The sequence below is a fragment of the Rhodoferax sp. genome (assembly GCF_025354435.1).
Taxonomy (GTDB): domain Bacteria; phylum Pseudomonadota; class Gammaproteobacteria; order Burkholderiales; family Burkholderiaceae_C; genus Rhodoferax_B.
In genome coordinates, this window is sequence record NZ_JANXMU010000085.1 from 1 (window position 1) to 22,152 (window position 22,152).

The 22,152-nt window shown below is 64.3% G+C and carries 24 protein-coding genes; 12 read left to right on the forward strand and 12 right to left on the reverse strand.

Annotated features, from left to right (window positions below; all coding sequences use genetic code 11):
* Positions 1-204: 204 nt before the first annotated feature.
* The 3 genes from Q0T48_RS21355 to Q0T48_RS21365 all read left to right on the forward strand — a co-directional run bounded on the left by Q0T48_RS21355 (position 205) and on the right by Q0T48_RS21365 (position 4,625).
* Positions 205-2,571, forward strand: a complete 2,367-nt coding sequence (locus tag Q0T48_RS21355) for a Tex family protein (RefSeq protein WP_295960907.1) — start codon at positions 205-207, stop codon at positions 2,569-2,571.
* A 69-nt stretch (positions 2,572-2,640) separates the two neighbouring features.
* Entirely contained in the window at positions 2,641-3,465 is an 825-nt protein-coding gene (locus tag Q0T48_RS21360; protein ID WP_295960971.1) for an HDOD domain-containing protein, read from the forward strand.
* A 2-nt stretch (positions 3,466-3,467) separates the two neighbouring features.
* Positions 3,468-4,625 (forward strand): patatin-like phospholipase family protein, encoded by a 1,158-nt coding sequence (locus Q0T48_RS21365; RefSeq protein ID WP_295960910.1) that lies wholly within the window; start codon positions 3,468-3,470, stop codon positions 4,623-4,625.
* A 5-nt stretch (positions 4,626-4,630) separates the two neighbouring features.
* On the opposite strand, the gene Q0T48_RS21370 is transcribed toward Q0T48_RS21365, so the two are convergent.
* Positions 4,631-4,915 carry a hypothetical protein gene (locus Q0T48_RS21370; protein WP_295960913.1) on the reverse strand — a complete coding sequence of 95 codons (285 nt, stop codon included), beginning with the start codon at positions 4,913-4,915 and terminating at the stop codon, positions 4,631-4,633.
* 74 nt (positions 4,916-4,989) lie between these two features.
* Positions 4,990-5,616 carry a hemolysin III family protein gene (locus Q0T48_RS21375; RefSeq protein WP_295960915.1) on the reverse strand — a complete coding sequence of 209 codons (627 nt, stop codon included), beginning with the start codon at positions 5,614-5,616 and terminating at the stop codon, positions 4,990-4,992.
* An 82-nt stretch (positions 5,617-5,698) separates the two neighbouring features.
* Here Q0T48_RS21375 and Q0T48_RS21380 point away from each other — a divergent pair, with 82 nt between their 5' ends.
* Together Q0T48_RS21380 and Q0T48_RS21385 are read left to right on the forward strand one after the other, a co-directional pair.
* Positions 5,699-6,634: an alpha/beta hydrolase gene (locus tag Q0T48_RS21380; RefSeq protein ID WP_295960919.1), complete on the forward strand. Its 936-nt coding sequence runs from the start codon at positions 5,699-5,701 to the stop codon at positions 6,632-6,634.
* Positions 6,631-7,068 (forward strand): GNAT family N-acetyltransferase, encoded by a 438-nt coding sequence (locus tag Q0T48_RS21385; RefSeq protein WP_366888347.1) that lies wholly within the window; start codon positions 6,631-6,633, stop codon positions 7,066-7,068. Before Q0T48_RS21380 ends, Q0T48_RS21385 begins: the two co-directional genes overlap by 4 nt.
* Here the strand turns inward: Q0T48_RS21385 and Q0T48_RS21390 are convergent.
* Positions 7,051-7,938 (reverse strand): folate-binding protein, encoded by an 888-nt coding sequence (locus Q0T48_RS21390; RefSeq protein WP_295960922.1) that lies wholly within the window; start codon positions 7,936-7,938, stop codon positions 7,051-7,053. The genes Q0T48_RS21385 and Q0T48_RS21390 overlap by 18 nt on opposite strands.
* Positions 7,939-7,985: 47 nt before the next feature.
* Here Q0T48_RS21390 and mltG point away from each other — a divergent pair, with 47 nt between their 5' ends.
* The 6 genes from mltG to Q0T48_RS21420 are packed head-to-tail and all read left to right on the forward strand — an operon-like array spanning position 7,986 to position 12,474.
* The gene (mltG, locus tag Q0T48_RS21395) at positions 7,986-8,969 is read left to right on the forward strand and encodes an endolytic transglycosylase MltG (protein ID WP_295960927.1); all 984 of its coding nucleotides are present in this window, start codon (positions 7,986-7,988) and stop codon (positions 8,967-8,969) included.
* Positions 8,966-9,631: a dTMP kinase gene (gene tmk, locus Q0T48_RS21400; protein WP_295960930.1), complete on the forward strand. Its 666-nt coding sequence runs from the start codon at positions 8,966-8,968 to the stop codon at positions 9,629-9,631. Before mltG ends, tmk begins: the two co-directional genes overlap by 4 nt.
* Positions 9,628-10,629, forward strand: coding sequence for a DNA polymerase III subunit delta' (locus tag Q0T48_RS21405; protein ID WP_295960933.1), 1,002 nt, complete (start codon positions 9,628-9,630; stop codon positions 10,627-10,629). The genes tmk and Q0T48_RS21405 overlap by 4 nt, the downstream gene beginning before the upstream one ends.
* Positions 10,626-10,985 carry a PilZ domain-containing protein gene (locus tag Q0T48_RS21410; RefSeq protein ID WP_295960935.1) on the forward strand — a complete coding sequence of 120 codons (360 nt, stop codon included), beginning with the start codon at positions 10,626-10,628 and terminating at the stop codon, positions 10,983-10,985. Before Q0T48_RS21405 ends, Q0T48_RS21410 begins: the two co-directional genes overlap by 4 nt.
* Before the next feature lie 38 nt (positions 10,986-11,023).
* Positions 11,024-11,818, forward strand: coding sequence for a TatD family hydrolase (locus Q0T48_RS21415; RefSeq protein WP_295960937.1), 795 nt, complete (start codon positions 11,024-11,026; stop codon positions 11,816-11,818).
* Positions 11,815-12,474: an ankyrin repeat domain-containing protein gene (locus Q0T48_RS21420; protein ID WP_295960939.1), complete on the forward strand. Its 660-nt coding sequence runs from the start codon at positions 11,815-11,817 to the stop codon at positions 12,472-12,474. The genes Q0T48_RS21415 and Q0T48_RS21420 overlap by 4 nt, the downstream gene beginning before the upstream one ends.
* A gap of 11 nt (positions 12,475-12,485) precedes the next feature.
* Here Q0T48_RS21420 and Q0T48_RS21425 read toward each other — a convergent pair whose 3' ends face one another.
* Together Q0T48_RS21425 and Q0T48_RS21430 are read right to left on the reverse strand one after the other, a co-directional pair.
* Complete coding sequence (locus tag Q0T48_RS21425) at positions 12,486-13,181, reverse strand: MauE/DoxX family redox-associated membrane protein (RefSeq protein WP_295960942.1); 696 nt, start codon at positions 13,179-13,181, stop codon at positions 12,486-12,488.
* Positions 13,182-13,201: 20 nt separating this feature from the next.
* Positions 13,202-15,484: a heavy metal translocating P-type ATPase gene (locus tag Q0T48_RS21430; RefSeq protein ID WP_295960945.1), complete on the reverse strand. Its 2,283-nt coding sequence runs from the start codon at positions 15,482-15,484 to the stop codon at positions 13,202-13,204.
* 79 nt (positions 15,485-15,563) lie between these two features.
* On the opposite strand from Q0T48_RS21430, the gene Q0T48_RS21435 reads away from it, so the two are divergent.
* A complete protein-coding gene (locus Q0T48_RS21435) occupies positions 15,564-15,977 on the forward strand; it encodes a MerR family transcriptional regulator (RefSeq protein WP_295960949.1) in 414 nt (137 codons plus the stop codon).
* Here Q0T48_RS21435 and Q0T48_RS21440 read toward each other — a convergent pair.
* The 7 genes from Q0T48_RS21440 to Q0T48_RS21470 all read right to left on the reverse strand — a co-directional run bounded on the left by Q0T48_RS21440 (position 15,974) and on the right by Q0T48_RS21470 (position 21,980).
* Positions 15,974-16,267, reverse strand: a complete 294-nt coding sequence (locus Q0T48_RS21440; RefSeq protein WP_295960952.1) for a copper-binding protein — start codon at positions 16,265-16,267, stop codon at positions 15,974-15,976. The two genes, Q0T48_RS21435 and Q0T48_RS21440, sit on opposite strands and share 4 nt — an antisense overlap.
* Positions 16,268-16,282: 15 nt before the next feature.
* Entirely contained in the window at positions 16,283-16,777 is a 495-nt protein-coding gene (locus tag Q0T48_RS21445) for a cupredoxin family protein (protein WP_295960955.1), read from the reverse strand.
* A 92-nt stretch (positions 16,778-16,869) separates the two neighbouring features.
* Complete coding sequence (locus Q0T48_RS21450; RefSeq protein WP_295960958.1) at positions 16,870-18,228, reverse strand: copper oxidase; 1,359 nt, start codon at positions 18,226-18,228, stop codon at positions 16,870-16,872.
* A 1-nt stretch (position 18,229) separates the two neighbouring features.
* A complete protein-coding gene (locus Q0T48_RS21455; protein WP_295960961.1) occupies positions 18,230-19,636 on the reverse strand; it encodes a TolC family protein in 1,407 nt (468 codons plus the stop codon).
* Positions 19,633-19,887, reverse strand: coding sequence for a hypothetical protein (locus tag Q0T48_RS21460; RefSeq protein ID WP_295960963.1), 255 nt, complete (start codon positions 19,885-19,887; stop codon positions 19,633-19,635). The genes Q0T48_RS21455 and Q0T48_RS21460 overlap by 4 nt, the downstream gene beginning before the upstream one ends.
* Positions 19,888-19,967: 80 nt before the next feature.
* Positions 19,968-20,351 carry a hypothetical protein gene (locus tag Q0T48_RS21465; RefSeq protein ID WP_295960966.1) on the reverse strand — a complete coding sequence of 128 codons (384 nt, stop codon included), beginning with the start codon at positions 20,349-20,351 and terminating at the stop codon, positions 19,968-19,970.
* Between the two features lie 36 nt (positions 20,352-20,387).
* A complete protein-coding gene (locus tag Q0T48_RS21470) occupies positions 20,388-21,980 on the reverse strand; it encodes a methyl-accepting chemotaxis protein (protein WP_295960968.1) in 1,593 nt (530 codons plus the stop codon).
* Between the last annotated feature and the right edge of the window lie 172 nt (positions 21,981-22,152).

A 22,152-nucleotide genomic window follows, 5' to 3' on the forward strand; every position in this document is an offset into this window, starting at 1 on the left:
TTGCGGTGCTGGGCGAATCCCGCTTCTTGGTCGGCGGCCAGGGCCAGGGTGTGTTGCTTCATCTTTGTCGCCTTGTGAGGGATGACAATACCAATGCAAGTCACGCGCCAGGTCGGGACTTATTCAGCGTTGCCTTAATGTCTAAATTTGCCCGCTAAAGGGCTGTGGCAAACTCTCGCCCTTGTCTCCCAACCGCTCCCGTTCATGCAGAAAATCATCCGCCAGCTCGCAGTAGAAATCAAAGCCCGAGAAGAACAGATCCGCGCCGCCGTAGAGCTGCTCGACGGCGGGGCCACCGTGCCGTTTATCGCCCGCTACCGCAAGGAAGTTACCGGCGGGCTGGACGACATCCAGCTGCGCGAGCTGGAAACCCGCCTGGGCTACCTGCGCGAGCTCGAAGACCGCCGCTCGGGAATAGTGAAAAGCATTGAAGAGCAGGGCAAGATGACCGACGCGCTGCGTGCGGCCTTGTTCACGGCCAGCACCAAGCAGGAGCTGGAAGACCTGTACCTGCCCTTCAAAACCAAGCGCCGCACCAAGGGCCAGATCGCCCGCGAGTCCGGCATCGAGCCGCTGGCCGACCTGCTGTTTGGCAATCCGCTGCTGGTGCCCGCCGAGGCCGCCCAGCCGTTCGTCAAGGCCGAAAAAGGCGAAAACGGCGACGACTTCACCACCGTGCAGGCCGTGCTGGACGGCGTGCGCGACATCCTCAGCGAGCGCTGGGCCGAAGACGCCGCCCTCATCCAGAACCTGCGCGGTTGGCTGTGGAATGAAGGCCTTCTGCGCAGCAAACTGGCCGCAGGCAAGGACGAAAACCACCCCGACATCGCCAAGTTCCGCGACTACTTCGACTACGACGAGCCCATGGGCCGCATCCCGTCGCACCGGGCGCTGGCCGTGTTCCGGGGGCGGGCGCTGGAGTTTCTGGATGCCAAGCTGGTCTTACCTGTCGAACCTGAGCCCGGCAAACCATCCCTGGCCGGAGGCCGCATCGCCATCCACCTGGGCTGGAGCCACCAAAATCGTCCTGCCGATGATTTGATCCGCAAATGCGTGGCCTGGACTTGGCGCGTCAAGCTCAGCCTGTCCACCGAGCGCGACCTGTTTGCCAAGCTGCGCGAAGAGGCCGAAAAGGTCGCCATCAAGGTGTTTGCCGACAACCTGCGCGACCTGCTGCTGGCCGCGCCCGCCGGGCCGCGCGTGGTGCTGGGGCTGGATCCCGGCATCCGCACCGGCGTGAAGGTGGCCGTGGTGGACACCACCGGCAAGCTGGTGGAAACCGCCACCGTCTTCCCGCACGAGCCGCGCAAGGACTGGGAGGGTTCGCTGCACACCCTGGCCAAGCTGTGCATCAAACACGGCGTGAACCTGATCGCCATCGGCAACGGCACCGCCAGCCGCGAAACCGACAAGCTGGCCGCCGATCTGATGAAGTTGCTGGAGAAGCATACCGACCCCAGCGGCGCGCCCAAAACCGCCATGCAGCGCGTGGTGGTCAGCGAGGCGGGTGCTTCGGTCTACTCCGCCAGCGAATTCGCCTCGCAGGAAATGCCCGACGTGGACGTGAGCCTGCGCGGTGCCGCCAGCATCGCCCGCCGCCTGCAAGACCCGCTGGCCGAGCTGGTGAAGATCGACCCCAAGTCCATCGGCGTGGGCCAGTACCAGCACGACGTGAGCCAGAACGACCTGGCCCGCAGCCTGGAAGCCGTGGTGGAAGACTGCGTGAACTCGGTGGGCGTAGACCTGAACACCGCCAGCGTGCCTTTGCTGACGCGGGTGTCCGGCCTGTCGGCCACGGTGGCCAAGGCGGTGGTGCGCTGGCGCGAGGCCAATGGCGCATTTAAAAACCGCAAACAGCTCATGGAAGTCAGTGGTCTGGGGGCCAAGACCTTTGAGCAGAGCGCGGGTTTTTTGCGCATCCGCGGCGGCGATAATCCGCTGGACATGACCGGCGTGCACCCCGAAACCTATCCGCTGGTGCAAGACATCATCAAGGTCACGGCCAAGCCCGTCACCGAGCTGATGGGCCGTGCCGACATGCTCAAAACCCTGCGGCCCGAGCTGTTTGCCAACGAAAAGTTTGGCGTGATCACCGTCAAGGACATCATTGCCGAGCTGGAAAAGCCCGGCCGCGACCCGCGCCCCGACTTCAAGGTGGCCCGCTTCAACGACGGCGTGGAAGACATCAAGGACCTAGTCGAGGGCATGATTTTGGAGGGCACGGTCAGCAACGTGGCCGCATTTGGCGCGTTTGTGGACCTGGGCGTGCACCAGGACGGCCTGGTCCATGTGAGCCAGCTCAGCCATAAGTTCACCACCGATGCCCGCGAAGTCGTCAAGACCGGCGACATCGTCAAGGTGCGCGTGGTCGAGGTGGACGTGGCCCGCAAGCGCATCGCCTTGAGCATGAAGCTCGGTGAAGCCCCGGCCCGCCAGAACGGAGATAGGGGTCCGCGCGACAACCGCTTTGAAGGTGCCGCGCGCGGCCAGCAGCAGCCCCGGCGCGTTGACGGCCCACCGGCCCAATCCGCCATGGCCTCGGCTTTTGCGAAGCTGCAGGGTGGAAGGTAACAAAGCAGCGGCGTGGGAAGGGCTGAATCCTTTACCATGCAACATCCCATCCGCCAGGAACCCGCCCCCATGGAGTTAAAAGAACTGCTAGCTTCCGAAGCGGCTCTGCCCAGCATCCCGAAAGCGGTGGCGTTGCTGCTCAGTGAGCTGGCGCGTCCCGAGCCCGACCTGCGCAAGCTGGGCCAACTGATCGGCACCGATCCGGCCCTGACCACTCGGCTGCTCACGCTGGCCAATTCGGCCATGTTCCAGCTGTCGCGCAAGGTCAGCAGCATCCCCGAGGCATTGGCGATTCTGGGTATCGACCACCTGCGCAGCCTGGCCCAAGCTGCAGCACTGGGCCTGAGCTTTCGCACCGTGCCGGGGATCAATTTGCAGCAGTTTTGGCGCTACAGCCTGAACGTGGCCAAGCTGGCACGGGCCCTGGCCGGCACGGTGCGGCAAAACCCGGCCACGGCCTTCACGGCAGGCCTGGTGCACGCCGTGGGTGAGTTGGTGATGCACATGGGCCTGCCAGCCGAGATGGCGGCCCTGAACCTGCAACTGCTGCCACTGGACCTGCGCCGTGCCCGCATGGAAACCCGCCGACTGGGCTTTTGCTACGCCGATGTGGGCGCGGGGTTTGCCCGCAAATGGCAGTTCCCCGACCGCATCGTAGATGCCCTGCAGTCCCAGGTTGCCCCGTTTGACGACGGCGTGTACGAGCCGCTGGCCGGCGTGGTCCACCTGGCCGCTTGGCGGGCCCGCGCCAAAGAGGTCGAGCTGGACGAAAACGCCCTGGCCGTCAGCTACCCTGGCGAGGTAGGGCTGGCGCTGGGGCTGGACATTGACATGGTGCTACAGCAAGACCCGTTGGACTGGTCGGCCAAAACCGACCTGGGGGCCTTCGTATAAGCATGCAGGCGCTGCGTTTGTACGCCGGGCCCACGGCCTTCAAACACTTGCAGCACAACGGTTTGCAACCGCGCGATGTACGGGTGATTCCGGCCGCCGCGGGCGGACCCAAGGGCCTGGTACTGGGGCGGCTGGACCGCTTTCTTTTTGGCGACTGGCTGCGTTCCAGCAGCCACACCATCCACCTGGTAGGTGCGTCCATCGGGGCCTGGCGCCTGTCTACCGCCTGCCTGAAAGACCCCCTGCAGGGCTTTGACCGGCTGGAGCAGGAATATATTTACCAGCACTACGACCTGCCACCGGGTCGCAAAATGCCCACGCCCGACACCATCAGCGCCGTGTTTGGCGGCAACCTGCGGGCGTTTTACACGGGGCGGGAGGACGAGGTACTGCAGCACCCCTGCTTCAAGCTACACATCATCACTTCGCGCGGGCGGCACCTGCTGGCCCGTGACCAGGCTTTGCGCACGCCGTTGGGCTTTTTGGGTGCGTACCTGGCCAATGCGCTGCGCCGTAAAACCATGGGCGCGTGGCTGGAGCGGGCGGTGTTTTCCAGCCAGCACGCGCGCCTGCCGTTTCGCAGCCGCGACTACCCCACCCGCCAGTTCGACCTGACGGCGCAGAACCTGGTGCCTGCGCTGCTGGCCAGTTGCTCGATTCCTTTTGTGCTGCGCGCGGTACACGACATTCCGGGCGCGCCGCCTGGTGCCTACTGGGACGGCGGCCTGACCGACTACCACCTGCACCTGCAGTACCTGCGACCCAAGATCGCTATTGATAATATAGCTATTTGTGTAGATGGAACCTATGCTGGCGGCCTAAAAGATGCTGAAAAATTGCCATCTGCTGCGGCCGGGCTGGTGCTGTACCCGCATTTCCAAAAAGCCGTGGTGCCCGGCTGGCTGGACAAGCGGCTGACCTGGCGGCACAAGTCCTCGTCTTTTCTGGACAACATGCTGGTGCTGGCCCCGAATCCCGACTGGGTCAAAAGCCTGCCCAACGGCAAACTGCCCGACCGCGCCGACTTTCGCCATTACGGCCTGGACCTGCCCAGCCGCGCCAAAGCCTGGACGGGTGCCATTGCCGCCAGCCAGCAAATGGCCGATGAATTCGCCCAGTGGCTGCAGCGGCCCGACATGGGGCAGGTGCACGCGCTGTAATTGGCTCAGCCCAGTTCGCCAAACTGCGAGGTGCGGTCTTGTGGGCCTTGCTCCTGGACCTGCAGGGACAGGTCGTACAGCTTGGATTTGCCTGCGATGTAGCGGTCCAGCCGCCATTCCTTCAGAATGTCCAGCGCTAGGTCAAAATGGTTCAAGTCTAGTGCGTACAGCTTCTCCAGCGGAAATGGCTCGGTGGATTCCAGCGTCAGCACCAATTGGGCCAACGTGCGGGCGGCTTCGGATTCGGGGTGTTTGGCGATGAATTTCTGGGCTTCTTTGATGGCGTTCATGGGGTGGTCCTTTGGATGGCAGGGGAATACCCCATTGGACCCGACGCAGCCCCTCCCACCATGACCGTTTGATTTCAAAAATGTGACAGCACCGCGCAGGCATGGCAGGCGCTGCCCAGCACCACAAGGCCATGCCACACCGCATGCGCATAGCGCCAGCGGCCGTCCAGCGCAAAAAACACCACCCCGGCGGTATAGGCTACGCCGCCCGCCACTAGCCAGGCCTGGCCCGAAGGCGAGAGCTGCCCCACCAGCGGCACGGCGGCCACCAGCACCAGCCAGCCCATCGCTACATACAGCCCGGTAGACAACCAAGGGTGCGACAAACGCCCCAACACCTTCAAGGCCGTGCCCGCGATGGCCAGCAGCCAGACCAGCGCAAACAGCGTCCAGCCCCATACGCCTGACACCGCGCTGAGCGCAAACGGGGTGTAGCTGCCTGCAATAAAAAAATAAATCGCCCCGTAGTCCACCTGCAGCCACAGCTGCTTGGCCCGCCCCGCAGGCAGCGCGTGGTACAGGGTGGACGACAGGTACAGCAGCAGCAGCGTCACCGCAAACACGCCGGTGCCCAGCAGATGCGGACCGGCCGCCAGCAGCAAAAACGGCACACCTACCAGCGCCGCCGCCAGCGCAATGCCGTGGCTCAGGGTGTTGGCGATTTCTTCGCCCCGGCTTTGCGGGCGCTGCTGTGTGGGCATGGGCTTGGGCCTTCGATAAAACCCTGAGTAGAAGAGGTTTCGGTTGCAAAACCATGACAGCGGGCCGTTACGATCATGCCCCATGCATTCCACGCCCCACGCCCCACTTACCCCCGCCATGGCCGGTGTCTTGCACCGCATGGCCCGCGCCCGCCGCACGCCCATGCACCTGCTCACGCCGCAGCAAGCCCGCGATGCCTACGAAATCGGCGCGGCTATGCTGGAAGTGCCCAAGGCCTCCCTGGCGCGGGTAGAGAACTTCACGATTGCGGCCCACGACGGCTTTGCCATGCCCGCCCGGCGCTACGCACCATCTTTCGAGCCTTTGCCCACCTTGCTCTTCCTGCACGGTGGCGGCTTCATGATCGGCAGCGTTAACACCCACGACATTTTGTGCCGCGAACTCAGCCGCCTCAGTGGCTGCGCCGTGGTCTCGCTGGGCTACCGTATGTCGCCCGAGCACCGCTTTCCCACCGCTGTGGAGGATGCCTGGGACGCGCTGGCTTGGCTGGCCGCCCAGCCCGATACCACCGGGGTGGCGGTGGGTGGCGACAGCGCAGGTGGCACGCTGGCGGCGGTCTGCGCCATCCAGGCCCGCGATGCCCAGTTGCCGCTGGCCTTGCAACTGCTGTTCTACCCCGGCTGCGCAGCCAATGCCGATACGCCCTCGCACAGCCGCTTTGGCAGCGGTTTCTTGCTGGACCAGGCGCAAATCCACTTCTTCTTCAGCCACTACCTGCCGCAAGCTGCCGATTACAGCGACTGGCGCTTCGCCCCGCTGGAGGCCCCCGACGTAGACGGCGTGGCCCCCGCCTGGTTCGGGTTGGCCGAATGCGACCCGCTGGTGGACGAGGGCGTGCTCTACGCCGACAAGCTGCGCCTGGCCGGTGTGCCGGTGGATCTGGATATCTACCGCGGTGTGACCCACGAATTCATCAAAATGGGCCGCGCCATTCCCGAAGCCAAGTTAGCCCACCAAGCTGCCGCACAGGCCTTACGTAACGCATTTAATTTATGACTACTTTGACTATCGGCTCCTGGAGCCAGCTCGGCATCCAAGCCTCGCAGGTGCGCACCGCCGTGTTCGTACACGAGCAAAACATCCCTGCCGAAATGGAATGGGATGTGGCTGACCAGACTGCCGTGCATGCTGTCATTTGCAATGCCCAGGAGGAGCCGGTCGCCACCGGGCGGCTGCTGGTGCACGCACCGGGTGTCGGGCGGATCGGGCGCATGGCAGTGCTGTCCCATCTGCGCGGCAGCGGCCTGGGCCAGCTGGTGCTGGAGGCTCTGGTGCAAGCCGCGCGAGAGCGGGGTCATACGGAGGTGTGCCTGCACGCCCAGACCAGCGCCCAGGGGTTTTACGAGCGGCTGGGCTTCACGCCGCGGGGCGAGGTGGTTGCGGAAGTGGGGATTCCGCACATTGAGATGTTTTTAGATATCGGCCAGTAGTTCGTAGGGCAGGGGCAGCAGCGTCAAAGCCACTCCATCTACCGTCAAAGTCCCGTCCTGCATCGCTGCAAGCTGCAGCGACACAATCGCGTCCCAGCCGCCTTCGGGGGCGGCGGCGGCCTGCACCACCACGCCGCAGGGCTGCTCGGCATCCGCGGAATGGAACACTTCTTGCCCAGCGGCCATTGCCACCTCGCCATGCACGATGGCGGCGCGGCGCTTCAGGGTGCCGCGGAACTGGCTGCGGGCCACGATTTCCTGGCCGGGGTAGCAGCCTTTTTTGAAGTTCACACCGCCGACCGACTCGTAGTTCAGCATCTGCGGCACCAGAGCCTCAAAAATCGGGGTGGATACCGTGGCGATGCCGCTGCGCACCTCGCTCCACAGCCACAAATCCAGGCTCAGCGCCGGGCCTGCGGGCGCGGGGGTGCCGGTGGGGACGATGACCATGGTGCGGGGCTGGCCGTCGGCGGGGTAGAGGGCGATGGTGGTGGTGCCGTCCACCGTGGCGGTGGTCCAGGCGGGCTGGGCCGGGCCGCCGATGGTGCCGTAGAGCGCAAAGTCCGCCGTTGCGTCCGTCAATTTGGACTGGGCGCGCATCACAAACATGCTCAGGCGCTTGAGCGTGGCGGCCAGCAGGTCGCGGTGGCAGACGAGCAAAATCTCGGTGGGGTTGCGTTTGAAGCCGATAAAGCTGGCTTGCATGCGGCCTTTGGCGTTGCAGAACGCAGCCAGACGGGCTTCAGCCGTGCCCAGCAACGCGAAGTCTTGCGTCAGCTGGCCGTGCAGAAATTTGGCGGCATCGGCACCTTCGGCGCGGATGACGCCCAGGTGGGTGAGGGGAGCGGAGCCGTTGGGTAAATGGGTCATAGTGTGAATTATCATCGCCCCTTGTTATTTATAAGGCTTGTAAGGCTGTGCGTCGTCTGATCTTGGTTTTGCTCTTGGTAGCGGGTGTGGGCGGCGGTGCAGCATGGTGGTGGTTACACCAGCCACTGACGCTGGCCGCGCCATCGCTGGATTTGTCGATCGAGCCCGGCACGGGCGCGCGCGGCGTGGCGCAGGCGGCGGTAGACGCGGGCGTGCAAACCTCGCCGGTACTGCTCTACGCTTGGTTCCGTGCCTCGGGCAATGCCCGCCAGATTAAGGCCGGTAGCTATGAAATCACCACGGGCACCACGCCCATGGGCCTGCTGGGCAAGCTGGTGCGCGGCGACGAGGCGCTGCGGGCGGTGACGTTGGTGGAGGGCTGGACCTTCACCCAGGTGCGTGCTGCGCTATCCAAAGCAGAGCAACTCAGGCCCGACAGCCAAGCGCTGGGCAATGATTCCATCATGGCCGCGCTGGGCCGCCCGGGTGTCCATCCCGAGGGCCGCTTCTTCCCCGACACTTACACCTACTCCAAGGGCAGCAGCGACTTTGCGGTGCTCAAGCGCGCCATGCACGCCATGGACAAAAAACTGGCCGCCGCCTGGGCGCTGCGCCAGCTCAGCAGCGAAGCCAAAACCCCAGAACAGGCCTTGACCCTGGCCAGCATCATCGAGAAAGAAACCGGCCAGTCTGGCGACCGCAGCCTGGTGGCGGGCGTGTTTAACAACCGGCTGCGCATCGGCATGCCGCTGCAAACCGACCCCACCGTGATCTACGGCCTGGGTGCCGACTTTGACGGCAACCTGCGCAAACGCGACCTGCAAACCGACACGCCCTACAACACCTACCTGCGCCGGGGCCTGCCGCCCACACCGATTGCCATGCCCGGCACGCAGTCGCTATTGGCCGCGGTGCAGCCCGCGGCCACCACGGCTCTGTACTTTGTGGCGCGCGGCGACGGCACCAGCCAGTTCAGCAGCAGCCTCGACGAGCACAACACTGCTGTCAATAAGTTTCAACGCAAAAAATGAACCCCCCCGGCATCTTTATCAGCTTTGAAGGCATAGACGGGGCAGGCAAGTCCAGCCATATCGCCGCCGTGGCCGCGGCCTTCCGGGCGCAGGGCAGGGTGGTCACGCTGACCCGTGAACCCGGTGGCACACCGCTGGCCGAGAAGCTGCGGGCCATCGTACTGAATGACCCCATGGACCCGCTTACCGAGGCCTTGCTGGTCTTCGCCGCCCGGCGCGACCACCTGCAAAACGTGATCGAACCCGCCTTGGCGCGCAGCGAGGTGCTGGTCTGCGACCGGTTTACCGATGCGACCTTTGCCTACCAGGGTGGTGGCCGGGGCTTTGATTTGGGTGTGCTATCAAATTTAGAGCTATATGTGCAGGCAGTACCTGCGCTAGGTGCCAATTTTGTTCGTAATCCAGATTTAACGCTGTGGTTTGACCTGCCGCCAGCCGTGGCCGCCGAGCGCTTGGCCGGGGCCCGGGTGCCCGACCGGTTTGAGTCCCAACCTGCCGCCTTTTTTGCCCGCGTGGCCGACGGCTACGCCCTGCGCGCCGCCCAGGCCCCGGCCCGGTTTGCACGCATCGCGGCCGACGTGGAGCGTGATGCGGTGTGGCAGCAAATCCACGCCGTGCTGGTGGGCCGTGGCTGGTTACCTGACGATATGGGCCGTGCATGAGCAACCCCCTTTTACCCCCGTGGGTGGTGCAGCAGCGCGACAGCCTGCTGGCCCAGCGCGGCCACGCCTGGCTGTTGCAAGGCCCCAGTGGCCTGGGCCAATACAGCCTGGCGATGGAGCTGGTGCGCGCCTGGCTGTGCGACGCGCCCACCGCCCAGGGTGCCTGCGGCCAGTGCCCCAGTTGCCACGCCATTGACGTACACGCCCATGCCGACCTGTGCCTGCTGATGCCCGAGGCCATGATGGTCGAGCTGGGCTGGCCGCTGAGCGAAAAGGCCCAGTCCGACATCGACGACAAAAAGCGCAAGGCCAGCAAGGAAATCCGCGTGGATGCCATGCGCGATGCGGTCGAGTTCTCGCAGCGTACTAGCGGGCGGGGACGGGGCAAGGCGGTGCTGGTGTACCCGGCCGAGCGTATGAACCACATCACGGCCAACGCCCTGCTCAAAACCCTGGAAGAACCGCCGGGTGACGTGAAGTTTGTGCTGGCCACGGGGGCCGCCCACCAGTTGCTGCCCACCATCCGCAGCCGCTGCATGGGCCACAACATGGTCTGGCCGGAAAAAGACGTGTCCACCGCCTGGCTGCAGACGCAGGGCGTGCCCGCTGCCGATGCCCCGGTGCTGCTGGCCGCCGCCGGCAGCCGCCCGGAAGATGCCCTGCTATGGGCCCGCACCGGACGTACCGCGCAAAGTTGGTCCGCCATTCCCCGAGCCGTGGGGCAGGGCGTGTTGACGGTGTTTGCCGACTGGGCTCCGGCCCAGGTGGTCGATGCGCTGCAAAAGCTCTGCTACGACCTGTTGCTGGCCCGCGTGGGGGCCGCACCGCGGTTTTTTGCGGCCAGCGATTTGCCGACTTCACCGCCTTTAGCGGCCTTGACCCAGTGGTCTAAAGACCTGAACGCCACCGCCCGCGTGGTGGAACACCCGTTTAATGCGGGGCTGCTGCTGGAATCGCTGGTGGGCCGGGCCCAAAACGTCCTAAACTCCAAGCCATGAGCAGTAACCATTCCTCGCCCCGCCCCAGCGTCATCCAACTGGCCATCAAGGAAAAAGGCGCGCTGCACGCGGCCTACATCCCGATGTTCACCGAAGGCGGCTTGTTCATCGCCACCGCCCGCGACTACCAGCTGGGCGACGACGTGTATGTGCTGCTGTCCCTGCCAGACGACCCGCAACGCTACCCCATCGCCGGGCGCGTGGCCTGGGTCACGCCCGCGCGTGCCGCAGGCAACCGTACCCAGGGCGTAGGCATCCAGTTTCCCAAAGAGGAAAAGGCCCGCGTGCTGAAGATCAAGATTGAAGAAATCTTGGGTGCGCACCTCGCCTCCGACCGCCCCACGCAAACAATTTAGCCTTTCTCAGCGCTCCAGCGCGCTGCCATGTTGACCCGATGTTCACCGACTCCCACTGCCATCTCAGCATGCCCAATTTGGTCGTGCAGCTCCCCGCCATCCGCACCGCCATGGCCGAGGCCCAGGTCACCCGCGCCCTGTGTATTTGCACTACGCTCGAAGAGTTTGCCGACGTGCACGCTCTGGCCACCGGCTATGACAACTTTTGGGCCACCGTGGGCGTGCACCCCGACAACGACGACGTGCAAGAGCCCACGCTGGAGGATTTGCTGCAGCGCTCGGCCTTGCCCCGTGTGGTCGCCATTGGCGAAACCGGGCTGGACTACTACCGCCTGGGCGAGCGCACGGTGGCCGATATGGAATGGCAGCGCAACCGCTTTCGCACCCACATCCGCGCCGCCCGCCAGGTGGACAAGCCTTTGGTGATCCACACCCGCAGCGCGTCCGATGACACCATCGCCATCCTGCGCGAGGAGGGCGAAGACGGCTCCCCGGGCAGCGCGGGCGGCGTGTTCCACTGCTTCACCGAAACCCAGGCCGTGGCCCGCGCCGCGCTGGACCTGGGTTTTTACATCTCCTTCTCGGGCATTTTGACTTTCAAGACCGCCCAGGACATCCGCGACGTGGCCGCCTTTGTGCCCATGGACCGCCTGCTGATCGAGACCGACAGCCCCTACCTTGCGCCCATGCCATTCCGCGGCAAGACCAACACACCGGCCTACGTGCCGTATGTGGCCAAGCAGGTGGCAGACATCAAGAAGCTATCAGTGGAAGAGGTAGCGCACACCACCAATGCCAATTTTGACCGCCTGTTTCGCGGAGTTCTGGCGTGATAAAACACTTTAAGAAAATCGCCTACCTTGTTGTTTTAATGGGGTTTAGTGCTGCGCAAGCTGGTTCGTTTGACGACTTCTTTACCGCCATCCAGCGCGACAACGCGGGCAGCATCCAGTCGCTGCTGCAACGTGGTTTTGACGGCAACACCACCGATGCGCAGGGCCGCTCGGGCCTCTACTTGGCGCTGAAAGGCGAGAACTTCAACGCCGCCAAAGCCTTGCTGGCCTGGCCGGGCATCCAGACCGAGACCCGCACCGCGCAGGACGAAAGCCCGCTGATGATTGCGGCGCTGGCGGGACAGCTGAGCATCTGCACCCAGCTCATCGCCAAGGGCGCGGATGTCAACAAAACCGGCTGGACCCCGCTGCACTACGCCGCCACCCGGGGCCACCTGGACGTGATGCGCCTGCTGCTGGAGAACTTTGCCTACATTGACGCGGCCTCGCCCAACGGCAGCACCCCGCTGATGATGGCCGCGCAGTACGGCAGCGACGATGCCGTCAAGCTGCTGCTGGACGAAGGCGCCGACCCGCTGTTGAAGAACCAGAAGAACCTCACGGCCATCGACTTCGCCCAGAAGGCCAACCGTCCAGCCACGGTGGAGATGGTGTCCAGCGCGGTGCGGGCCCATAAGCCCAAAGGCACCTGGTAAGCACCTGGTAACTACATCGCCAGCGCGATAGCCGCCATGGCCACCATGCCCACGTCTTCGATGATGGTCACGGTGGACATGGGCAGTTGGAACACCGTGCCCAGGCAGGCACAGCGGATGCTGCGCTTGTCCAGCACTGCACTGATCACGCCGATGGCCGAGAAGCCCATCACCACCAGCGTCACCGCATTGGTCAGCACTGGCTGGAAGTGGGCCAGGTAGGCCGCGCCCAGCGCCAGCTCCACAAACGGGTAGATGAATCCCCACGGCCGCCAGCGCCGTGCCAGCAGGTCATAGCCCGCGTACGCATCGGCAAATGCGGCCACGTCCAGCAGCTTGAAGAACGAGAACACCAAAAAGAACCCGGCCATGAAATAGCGCATGGTTTCCATGCCGCTAAGCTGCGCGCCCTGCACCAGCAGGCCGGCACCCAGGATGTAGGCCGCTATCAGCAGCAAGGGGCGGTAGGTGGCGAACCAACTGGGCGTGATGGCAGGCGGCGGTGGTGCCACCACCGCGGGTGCGATCACGCTGTAGTGGCTGCCCGCCAACGCGGCTTGCAGGGCTGCCACATCCATAGGGCCCGGCACCGTGGCCAGCGGCGGTGTCAATTGAATCTGCACGCCAGGGGCGACGGCTTCCAGCTTGGCTTGCACGCGCTTGACGCAGCCACCGCAGGTCATGCCGGTGATTTCAAAAGTAGTCATGGTCGGTTCACTCCAGATGTCTAAAGGGTATCGGTTTTCAGCTTGGCGTGGCGCAGTCGCAAGGCATTGGTGATGACCGATGCCGAGCTCAGGCTCATGGCCAGGGCTGCCACCATGGGCGACAGTAGCCAGCCGGTCCAGGGAAACAGCACGCCCGCGGCCAGCGGCACGCCCAGCGCGTTGTAGACAAAGGCAAAGCCCAGGTTCTGCCGCATATTGGCCATGGTGGCCTGGGACAAGGCCCGTGCCGTGGCAATTCCGCGCAGATCGCCCTTCACCAGGGTGACCTGGGCGCTATGCATGGCCACATCGGTGCCGGTGCCCATGGCGATGCCTACATCGGCCTGGGCCAGCGCCGGTGCATCGTTGATGCCGTCGCCCGCCATGGCCACCTTGCGGCCCTCTTTTTGCAACCTAACCACCAGGGCCAGCTTGTCAGCGGGTTTGACTTCACCGTACACCTCGGAAATGCCGAGCTGCTGGGCCACCGCCTGCGCGGTGCCCACGCCGTCGCCGGTGGCCATTACGATGCGAATGCCTGCAGCGGTCAAAGCGGCCAGGGCTTCGGCGGTGCTGGCCTTGATGGGGTCGGCTACGGCCAGCATGCCGGCTAATTGGCCATCCACCGCCAGGTAGATCACGCTGGCACCGCCACGGCGCAAGGTTTCGGCCTGCGCCTCCAGCGCGGCCACCGAGATGCCCATTTGCTGTAGCAGCACGGTATTGCCCAACGCCAGCGCATGCCCGTCCACCTGGCCTTGCACGCCAATGCCACTGGCCGATGTAAAGCCCTCCACGGGTGCCAAGGCCAGGCTTTTGTCGCGGGCGGCCCGCACGATGGCATCGGCCAGCGGGTGTTCGCTGCCCTGGTCCAGGCTGGCGGCCAGGCGTAGCACGCCGTCGGTATCGAAGCCCGGCAGGGCCAGCGCGCTGTGGAATACCGGCTTGCCTTCGGTCAGCGTGCCGGTTTTATCGACGATCAAGGTGTCAATCTGGCGAAAATTTTCAATGGCCGCAGCATCGCGGAACAACACGCCCTGGGTGGCCCCGCGCCCGGTGGCCACCATGATGGACATGGGTGTGGCCAGGCCCAGAGCGCAAGGGCAGGCGATGATAAGTACCGCCACCGCGTTGATCAGACCGTAGCTCCAGCTGGGCGCGGGGCCAAAAATACCCCAGGCCACCAGCGTCAGCAAGGCGATGGACACCACCGCACCCACAAAATAGCCCGCCACCGTGTCGGCCATGCGCTGCATCGGCGCTTTGGAGCGCTGGGCCTGCACCACCATTTGCACGATCTGCGCCAGCATGGTGCCGGAGCCCACCCGCTCGGCCTGCATGGTGAGGGCCCCCGTGGTGTTGAGCGTGGCGCCGATCAGCTTGTCGCCGCTGCGCTTGCTCACGGGCATGGGCTCGCCGGTGAGCATGGATTCGTCTACCGCGCTGCTGCCGTCCAGCACCAAACCGTCCACCGGCACTTTTTCGCCAGGGCGCACCCGCAGGCGATCGGCGATGTGCACGTGGGTCAGCGGAATGTCGGCTTCGCTACCGTCGTCGGCGATGCGGCGGGCGGTTTTGGGCGCCAGACCCAGCAGGGACTTGATGGCCGCCGAGGTCTGTGAGCGGGCCTTGAGCTCCAGCAACTGGCCCAGTAGGGTGAGCGAAATGATCGTCGCCGCCGCTTCAAAGTACACCGCCACCCGGCCCATGGACATGAACGATGCCGGAAACACCTGCGGTGCCAGTGTGGCCACCAGGCTGTAAACAAAAGCCGCGCCTGTACCCAGGCTGATCAAGGCCCACATATTCGGGCTGCGGTGGCGCAGCGACTGCCAGCCACGCACAAAAAACGGCGCACCCGCCCAGAGCACCACCGGCAGGCTCAAGGCCAGTTCGATCCAGCTTTGCACCTGCATGTCGAACCATTGCAGGCGGTGGCCCAGCATGGCCAGCAGCATCACCGTGGTGCTGAGCGGCAAGGTCCACCAGAAGCGGCGGCGAAAGTCCACCAGCTCGGGGTTTTCGGCCTCGTCCAGGCTGGGCATTTCCGGCTCCAGCGCCATGCCGCACTTTGGGCAACTGCCCGGGTGGCCTTGCCGCACCTCGGGGTGCATGGGGCAATTGTAGGTGGCCCCGGCCACCGCTGGGGCTGGGCTGGGTTCTGGGGGGGCCAGGTATTTCTGCGGATTGGCCACAAACTTGGTTTTGCAGCCCGCACTACAAAAATAGTAGCTATGACCCAAGTAGGGATGAGCATGGGCAGACTTTTCGGTCACAGTCATGCCACAGACCGGGTCTTTCATGGAGGCTCCTTTGCAAACTCTATGGATGGAGCATAAACTCCGTAGTCAACCCCAGAGTCAAGCGTTTTTCAAAATATCTATGCAAACTACTGCAACTACCACCCTGACCATCGGCAAGCTGGCGAAAGCCGCCGGGGTGGGGGTAGAAACCATCCGCTACTACCAGCAACGCGGCCTGCTGCCGGTGCCCGAGGCGCGCGGGGCTTACCGCTACTACCCGGCGGCGCTGGGCCAGCGCATCCGCTTCATCAAGCGGGCGCAGGAGCTGGGCTTCTCGCTGGGCGAGGTGGCCGAGCTGCTGTCGCTGGAAGATGGCCTGGACCGCCATGCCATCCGCCAGATTGCGGGCCAGCGGCTGGACGAGATCCGCACCCGGCTGGCCGACTTGCAGCGCATGCAGCAGGCACTGTCGCATCTGATCGATAGCTGCGAACACACGGGCAAGGAGCTGCCGTGCCCGATCATTGAGACGCTGGCGGCGGATTTGCACTAAGGCACTGACTGCAAGTCGGTCACCACCAGCGCGCCACCGATCTGCTCGGCGACAAACCTTACCTTGTCCCCGGCTTTGACTTTCTCCAGCAGCGCCGAGTTTTTGACCTGGAACACCATGCTCATGGGCGGCATGTCCAGGTTCTTGATCTCGCCGTGTTTGAGGGTGATCTTTTGGGCCGACAGGTCGACCTTGCGGACTTCGCCGTCGGTGTAGGGCAGGGTGGCCTGAGCCAGGGCGGCGGTGCTGATGGCGGCGATGCCGAAGGCTTTGAGGAAGGTGGTACGCATGGTCTGTCCTTGGGTTTATTGGGCCGCGACGGTGATCTTGCCGCGCATGCCGGCCTGGTAGTGCCCGGCGATCAGGCAGGCAAAGTCAAAGCTGCCGGCCTGGTTGAAGTTCCAGACGATCTCGCTGGTTTTGCCTGCGCCCACGTGGGCCATATACGGCTCGTCGTGCTCCATGTTGGGAAACTTGACCATCAGCGCGGCGTGCTCGTCCAGATCCTGGGGGGTGCCGATGACCATTTCGTGCAACATGCCGCCGCCATTTTTGATGACGAACCGGATGGTTTCGCCTTGCTTGACCGTGATCTGGCTGGGGTCGAAGCGCATGGCATCGGTCATGGTGAAGGTGATAGTGCGATTGACCTTTTTCGGGTTGCCTGCAATGCCCCAGGCTTTTTGCTCTATTTTTACGGGGCCAGCGGCTTTTGCGTGGATGGCGTCGCCGTGGGCCCAGGCCAAGGCGCTGGCAGTGGCGAGCAGGGCGGAAATCAGGGAGAGGGTGGTTTTTTGCATGGTGTGTTTTCAGGGTTCAAAATTTAAAGAAAATCGGGCGCTTGCGCTCATTCCATGGGCGTAAGTAGCTATTTTTTTGGTAGCAGAAGCATTCAGTGCCCGCTGTGTGCGCCCGGTTTGTGCACTTGCACAGCATCGGTCGGGGCGACGGCTGCAGGGCGTGCAGGTTCGGCCAAGCTGCCCGTCCACTCAAACGCCCGCGTGCCCGGTGGTTGCTGGTACGCACCCGGGTCGCTGTAGTCGCCCGGCTTCTGGTCCTTGCGCACCTTGAGGGTGGTGAACATGCCGCCCATCTCGATAGGGCCATACGGCCCGGCGCCGCTCATCATGGGCAGGGTCTGGTCGGGAATGGGCATTTGCATCTCGCCCATGTCGGCCATGCCGCGCTCGCCCATCAGCATGTAGTCGGGCACCAGTTTCTGGATCTTTTGCACCAAGCCCCGGTGGTCCACGCCAATCATGTTGGGGACGGTGTGGCCCATGGGGTTCATGGTGTGGTGGCTTTTGTGGCAATGCAGGGCCCAGTCGCCGGGCTCGTCGGCCACAAACTCGATCTGCCGCATCTGGCCCACGGCGATGTCGGTGGTCACCTCGGGCCAGCGGGCGCTGGGGGGCACCGGGCCGCCGTCGGTGCCGGTGACCACAAATTCGTGGCCGTGCAGGTGGATGGGGTGGTTGGTCATGGTGAGGTTGCCCACGCGGATGCGCACCTGGTCCCCCTGGCGCACGTTGAGCGTGTCGATGCCAGGGAAGGCCCGGCTGTTCCAGGTCCACAGGTTCTGGTCCAGCATGGTGTTGGGCCGGGGCGTGGTGCTGCCGGGGCTGATGTCGTAGGAGTTGAGCAAAAAGCAGAAGTCGCGCTGCACTTCGGCAACCAAAGGCGTTTTGGCTTTGGGATGCGTCACCCAGAAGCCCATCATGCCCATGGCCATTTGCACCATTTCATCGGCGTGCGGGTGGTACATGAAGGTGCCGGGGCGGCGCGCCACAAATTCGTACACGAAAGTCTTGCCCACCGGGATCTGCGGCTGGGTGAGCCCGCCCACGCCGTCCATGCCGTTGGGCAGGCGCTGGCCGTGCCAGTGGATGGTCGTGTGCTCGGGCAGGCGGTTGGTGACGAAGATGCGCACGCGGTCGCCTTCCACCACCTCGATGGTGGGGCCGGGCGACTGGCCGTTGTAGCCCCACAGCCTGGCCTGCATGCCGGGGGCGATTTCGCGCACCACGGGCTCGGCCACCAGGTGAAATTCTTTCACCCCGGCGTTCATGCGCCAGGGGCAGGTCCAGCCATTCAAGGTGACCACCGGGTTGTAGGGGCGGCCTGTCGTCGGGATGAGCGGCGGGGCGGTGGCGGGGGTGGTGGCGATCACCGGCTCGGGCAGGGCAGCCAGGGCCACTTTGCTGACGCTGGCGGCCAGCACAGCGCCGCTGAAAAAAGTTCTGCGGTCCATGTCAATGTCCTTGGGTGGTTGCGGTGTCGGCGGCTGCGCCTGACGAGAGGGATGCCAGCGCGCCAGGCGAGGTGCCGGTCAACGCGGTTTGCAAATCGGCCTCGGCCAGCCAGAAGTCACGCTGGGCTTCGATGGCGCTGTTCACGCTCAAACTGTGCTGGCGCGTGTCGGCCAGCAGCTCCCACACGCTGGCCAGCATGCCGCTGTAGCGCAGCACCAGTTCGTCGTTGATGAACTTGCGCAGCGGCACGATCTCGTCGCGGTAGTGCACCGCCAGGTCAAACGCGGTGTGGTAGCCCAAATAGGCCTCGCGCGCCTCGGAGCGGGCCTGGATGGCCACGGCACGCACCTGGGCCGTCGATTGCAGATACACCGCCTTGGAGCGGGCATGGCGGGCGCCGCCCCAGTCGAACAGGGGCAAGGGCAGCTCCAGCTCCCAGCCGCGCTTGGCGGATTTGCTGCCTGCTGCGTTATCGAAGCTGGTGTTGCGGGTATAACTGAGTGCCAGGCCGTCGAAATAGCCCTCCACCTTGTCAAAGCCTTCTTGCCGGGCGATAGTGCCGTTGCGGGCCACGGCGGCGCGCACATCCAGCCGCTCGCGCAGAGCCCGGGCTTCGATATCGGTCATCTCGGTGGCGGCCTTGGGCAGGTCGGGCAAGCGGTCGGCCAGCACAAAGCCGGTTTGCGCCCCCCACAGACCCATCAGCCGGGTGAGTTTTTCACGGGTGCTGAAGGCGACGTTCTGGGCACGGGCGAGCTGCGCGGTGGCTTCTGCCAGCAGCAATTGTTCGCGGGCCTGCTCCAGGCGGCTCCAGTTGCCCACCCGGGCCATGCGCCGTGCCAGCTCGGCACCGGCCTCGGCAGCCTCCTTCACGTCGCGCAGGTACCGGGCGCTTTGCTGGGCGGCCACGGCGGTGATCCAGGCCTTGCGGGTGTCGGCTGCCAGCCGCACCACGTCTTGCGCAGCCTGCAACTGGGCCATTGCGTGCTGCTGGCCTTGCCACTGGGCGCGCCAGGGCAGGGCCAGCAGCCCGAGCACGTTGAAGCTGAGCATGCGTTCGATCTCGTGCGTGTCGCCTTCGGTGAAGCGGCCAATGGCGAAGTGCGGGTTGGGCAGGCGGCCCATTTGCACGCGGTCTGCGTCGCTCACGCCCAAGGCGGCCAGTGAGCCCTGCAATTGCGGGCTGTTCAGCAGGGCGATGCGCACCGCAGCCTCGGCGCTCAGCGGCTGGGCCAGCAGGTCGGCAATGGCTAGCGGGTCAGGTTTTAGCTGCGCGTTGACACCACTGGTTTTGCCTTGGGTGAGCTGTTGCACCGCGCCCAGGTCGCCGTCGGGCGAGAGCGTGGCGCAGCCGGTCAGCGCCAGCAGGGCCAACGCCATGCCGGTGGTTTTCAAGCGGCGGCTCATTTGGCAACCTGGGGATTTTGGGCGGGCTGGGCCCGTTCCCACTTCAACACATCTACATGGCCGCGCGGGAACTGGGCCACCTCGGCATGGGCGCGCTTCCAGTCCAGCGACTGGGTTTCCACCCCGATGGAGGTGTCGGCAAACACCGAGCGGTAGGTGACTGTGGGTACGCGCACCGAGGGATCGGCGGCACTCTGCGCCCACGTGGCTGCACATAGCAGCGCACCGGCGCTTAAAAATAGGGTTCTCAAAATAATCTCCTGAACGGTGCAAGCGGTATCCGCAACGCTGCCGGTTCAGGCAGATTGCAGACGGACTACGGCTAGGACGTTCAGGAAATCGGTGGCTTCAGCGCAAACGCGGCGGGTGCGCTGGCGAACCGGGCGGGGCCGGTGGTGGGCTGCGCATGGGGCAGCCAGAAGGTGGGTAGGGCTTCGAACGGTGCGGGGGCGGCCACGGTGTGGCACATCTGGCACAGCGGGCAGGTGCCGCAGTGAGAGGTACCGCCATCAGACGGTGTGGCCTCTGAGGCCTCATGGCAGTCGGCCTGCATTTCCATATCAAAAGTGCTGCTTGTGCTCGCCTGGTGAGCGTGAGCAGCTACTTTTTGTATAGCAGGGGTATGCTGCGCCAACATGTCCATCGCCATCACCTCGCCCGCCCAGCCGCGCAAAGGCAGCAAGGCAATCATGAAGATGAGGAAAAGGCGACGCATGGGAAGATGATACCGGGCGGAGAGAAAGGTTCCCGCTTAGCGGTGCATGCCCAGCGACAGATTCTGCGGGCCCCCCTGGGCGCCCAGGTTGAACACGGCGACGACCTGCACCAGGTCATGGGCCTGGTTGCGCAGGCTGCTGGCGGCTGCGGCCATTTCCTCGACCAGGGCAGCGTTTTGCTGGGTGGCCTGGTCCATCTGGGTCACGGCTTCGCCGATCTGGGCCACGCCCAGCGACTGTTCGTTGCTGGCGGCGCTGATCTCGCCCATGATGTCGGTCACCCGGCGGATGGAGCTGACCACTTCGGTCATGGTCACGCCCGCCTGGTCCACCAGCAAACTGCCTTGTTCGACCCGCTCGACGCTGGCACCGATCAGGCTCTTAATTTCCTTGGCGGCCTGGGCCGAGCGTCCGGCCAGGCTGCGCACTTCGCTGGCCACCACGGCAAACCCGCGGCCCTGTTCGCCCGCGCGGGCGGCTTCGACCGCAGCATTCAGCGCGAGGATGTTGGTCTGGAAGGCAATGCCGTCGATCACCTGGATGATGTCCGAGATCTTGCGCGAGGATTCGTTAATGCCCTTCATGGTCTCGACCACTTGGCCCACGACTTGGCCGCCCTGAATGGCGACGCTGGAGGCGCTCAGGGCCAACTGGTTGGCCTGGCGGGCGTTGTCGGCGTTTTGCTTGACGGTGGAGCTGAGTTCTTCCATCGACGCCGCGGTTTTCTCCAGGGCGCTGGCCTGGCTTTCGGTGCGGGCGCTCAGGTCGTTGTTGCCCTCGGCAATTTCGGCACTGGCGGTGGAGACGCTTTCCGAGCCGGAGCGCACGTTCGACACCACCTGCACCAGGCTGGTCTGCATGGTCTGCAGGCTAGACAGGAGTTCGCCCAGTTCGTCGGTGCGCTGGTTGTCAACGCGGGCGGTCAGGTCGCCCGATGCCACCTGGCGGGCAACGGCGCTGGCCTGGGCCAAAGGCCCGGTGATGGAGCCCGACAGCAGCCAGGCCACAACAGCACTCAACACCAGGCTGATGATTCCCAGCACCACCATCAGGTTGCGGCTGGCCGCGAAGTTGTCCTGGATGAGCTTGGCCTGGTTGTCGATGTCCTGGCGCTGGTAGTTCAGCAGCTCTTCCATCTTGGCTATGTAGTTTTTGGAGTTGGGGGTGAATTTTTGGTCCAGCAGCTGGCTGGCTTCTTCGGTCTTGCCTTCTTTTTTCAGCTCCAGGATGCTGTCTCGCACGGCGATGTAGGCTTTGCGCTCTTCCGATATCTGCTTGAAGAGGGTTTTTTCCTGCTCGGTGTCCATCAACGCTTCCACCATTTTTTGGTATTCGCTGGAAGATTTGGACGATGCGGCCTGGTCTTCGGCAAAGAAAGTGGCCATGGCCGGGTCGTTGCTCTTGGCAATGGCACCCGTTCGGCGAACGCCGGTGTGGATGTTGCGGTACCAGTCGCTGACGATGCGCTCGGTTTTGATGGGACTGGCCACCATGTACTGGGCAGCCTCTGCCACCGCATTCAGCCGCGTAATGCTGACCACAATGATGGCCACAGAAAGAGCCAGAACGAGGGCAAAACCCAAGCCTAATCGCTTGGCAACCGAAAGGTTGGAAATGAAGGAGGGCATGGCGTTTCCAAGTTAAATTGCACCGCAATGTAACTTAAGGCAATGCTGAACAAGGCCATTCAAAATGGCTCTTCCGGGGTACTGATAACAAGAATGCGCCGAATCCGGCCAAAACGAGTCGTTTTCTAACCCCTTGGGGCTAGGTTCGCGGGCCTTTGGGCCCACTTTGCGC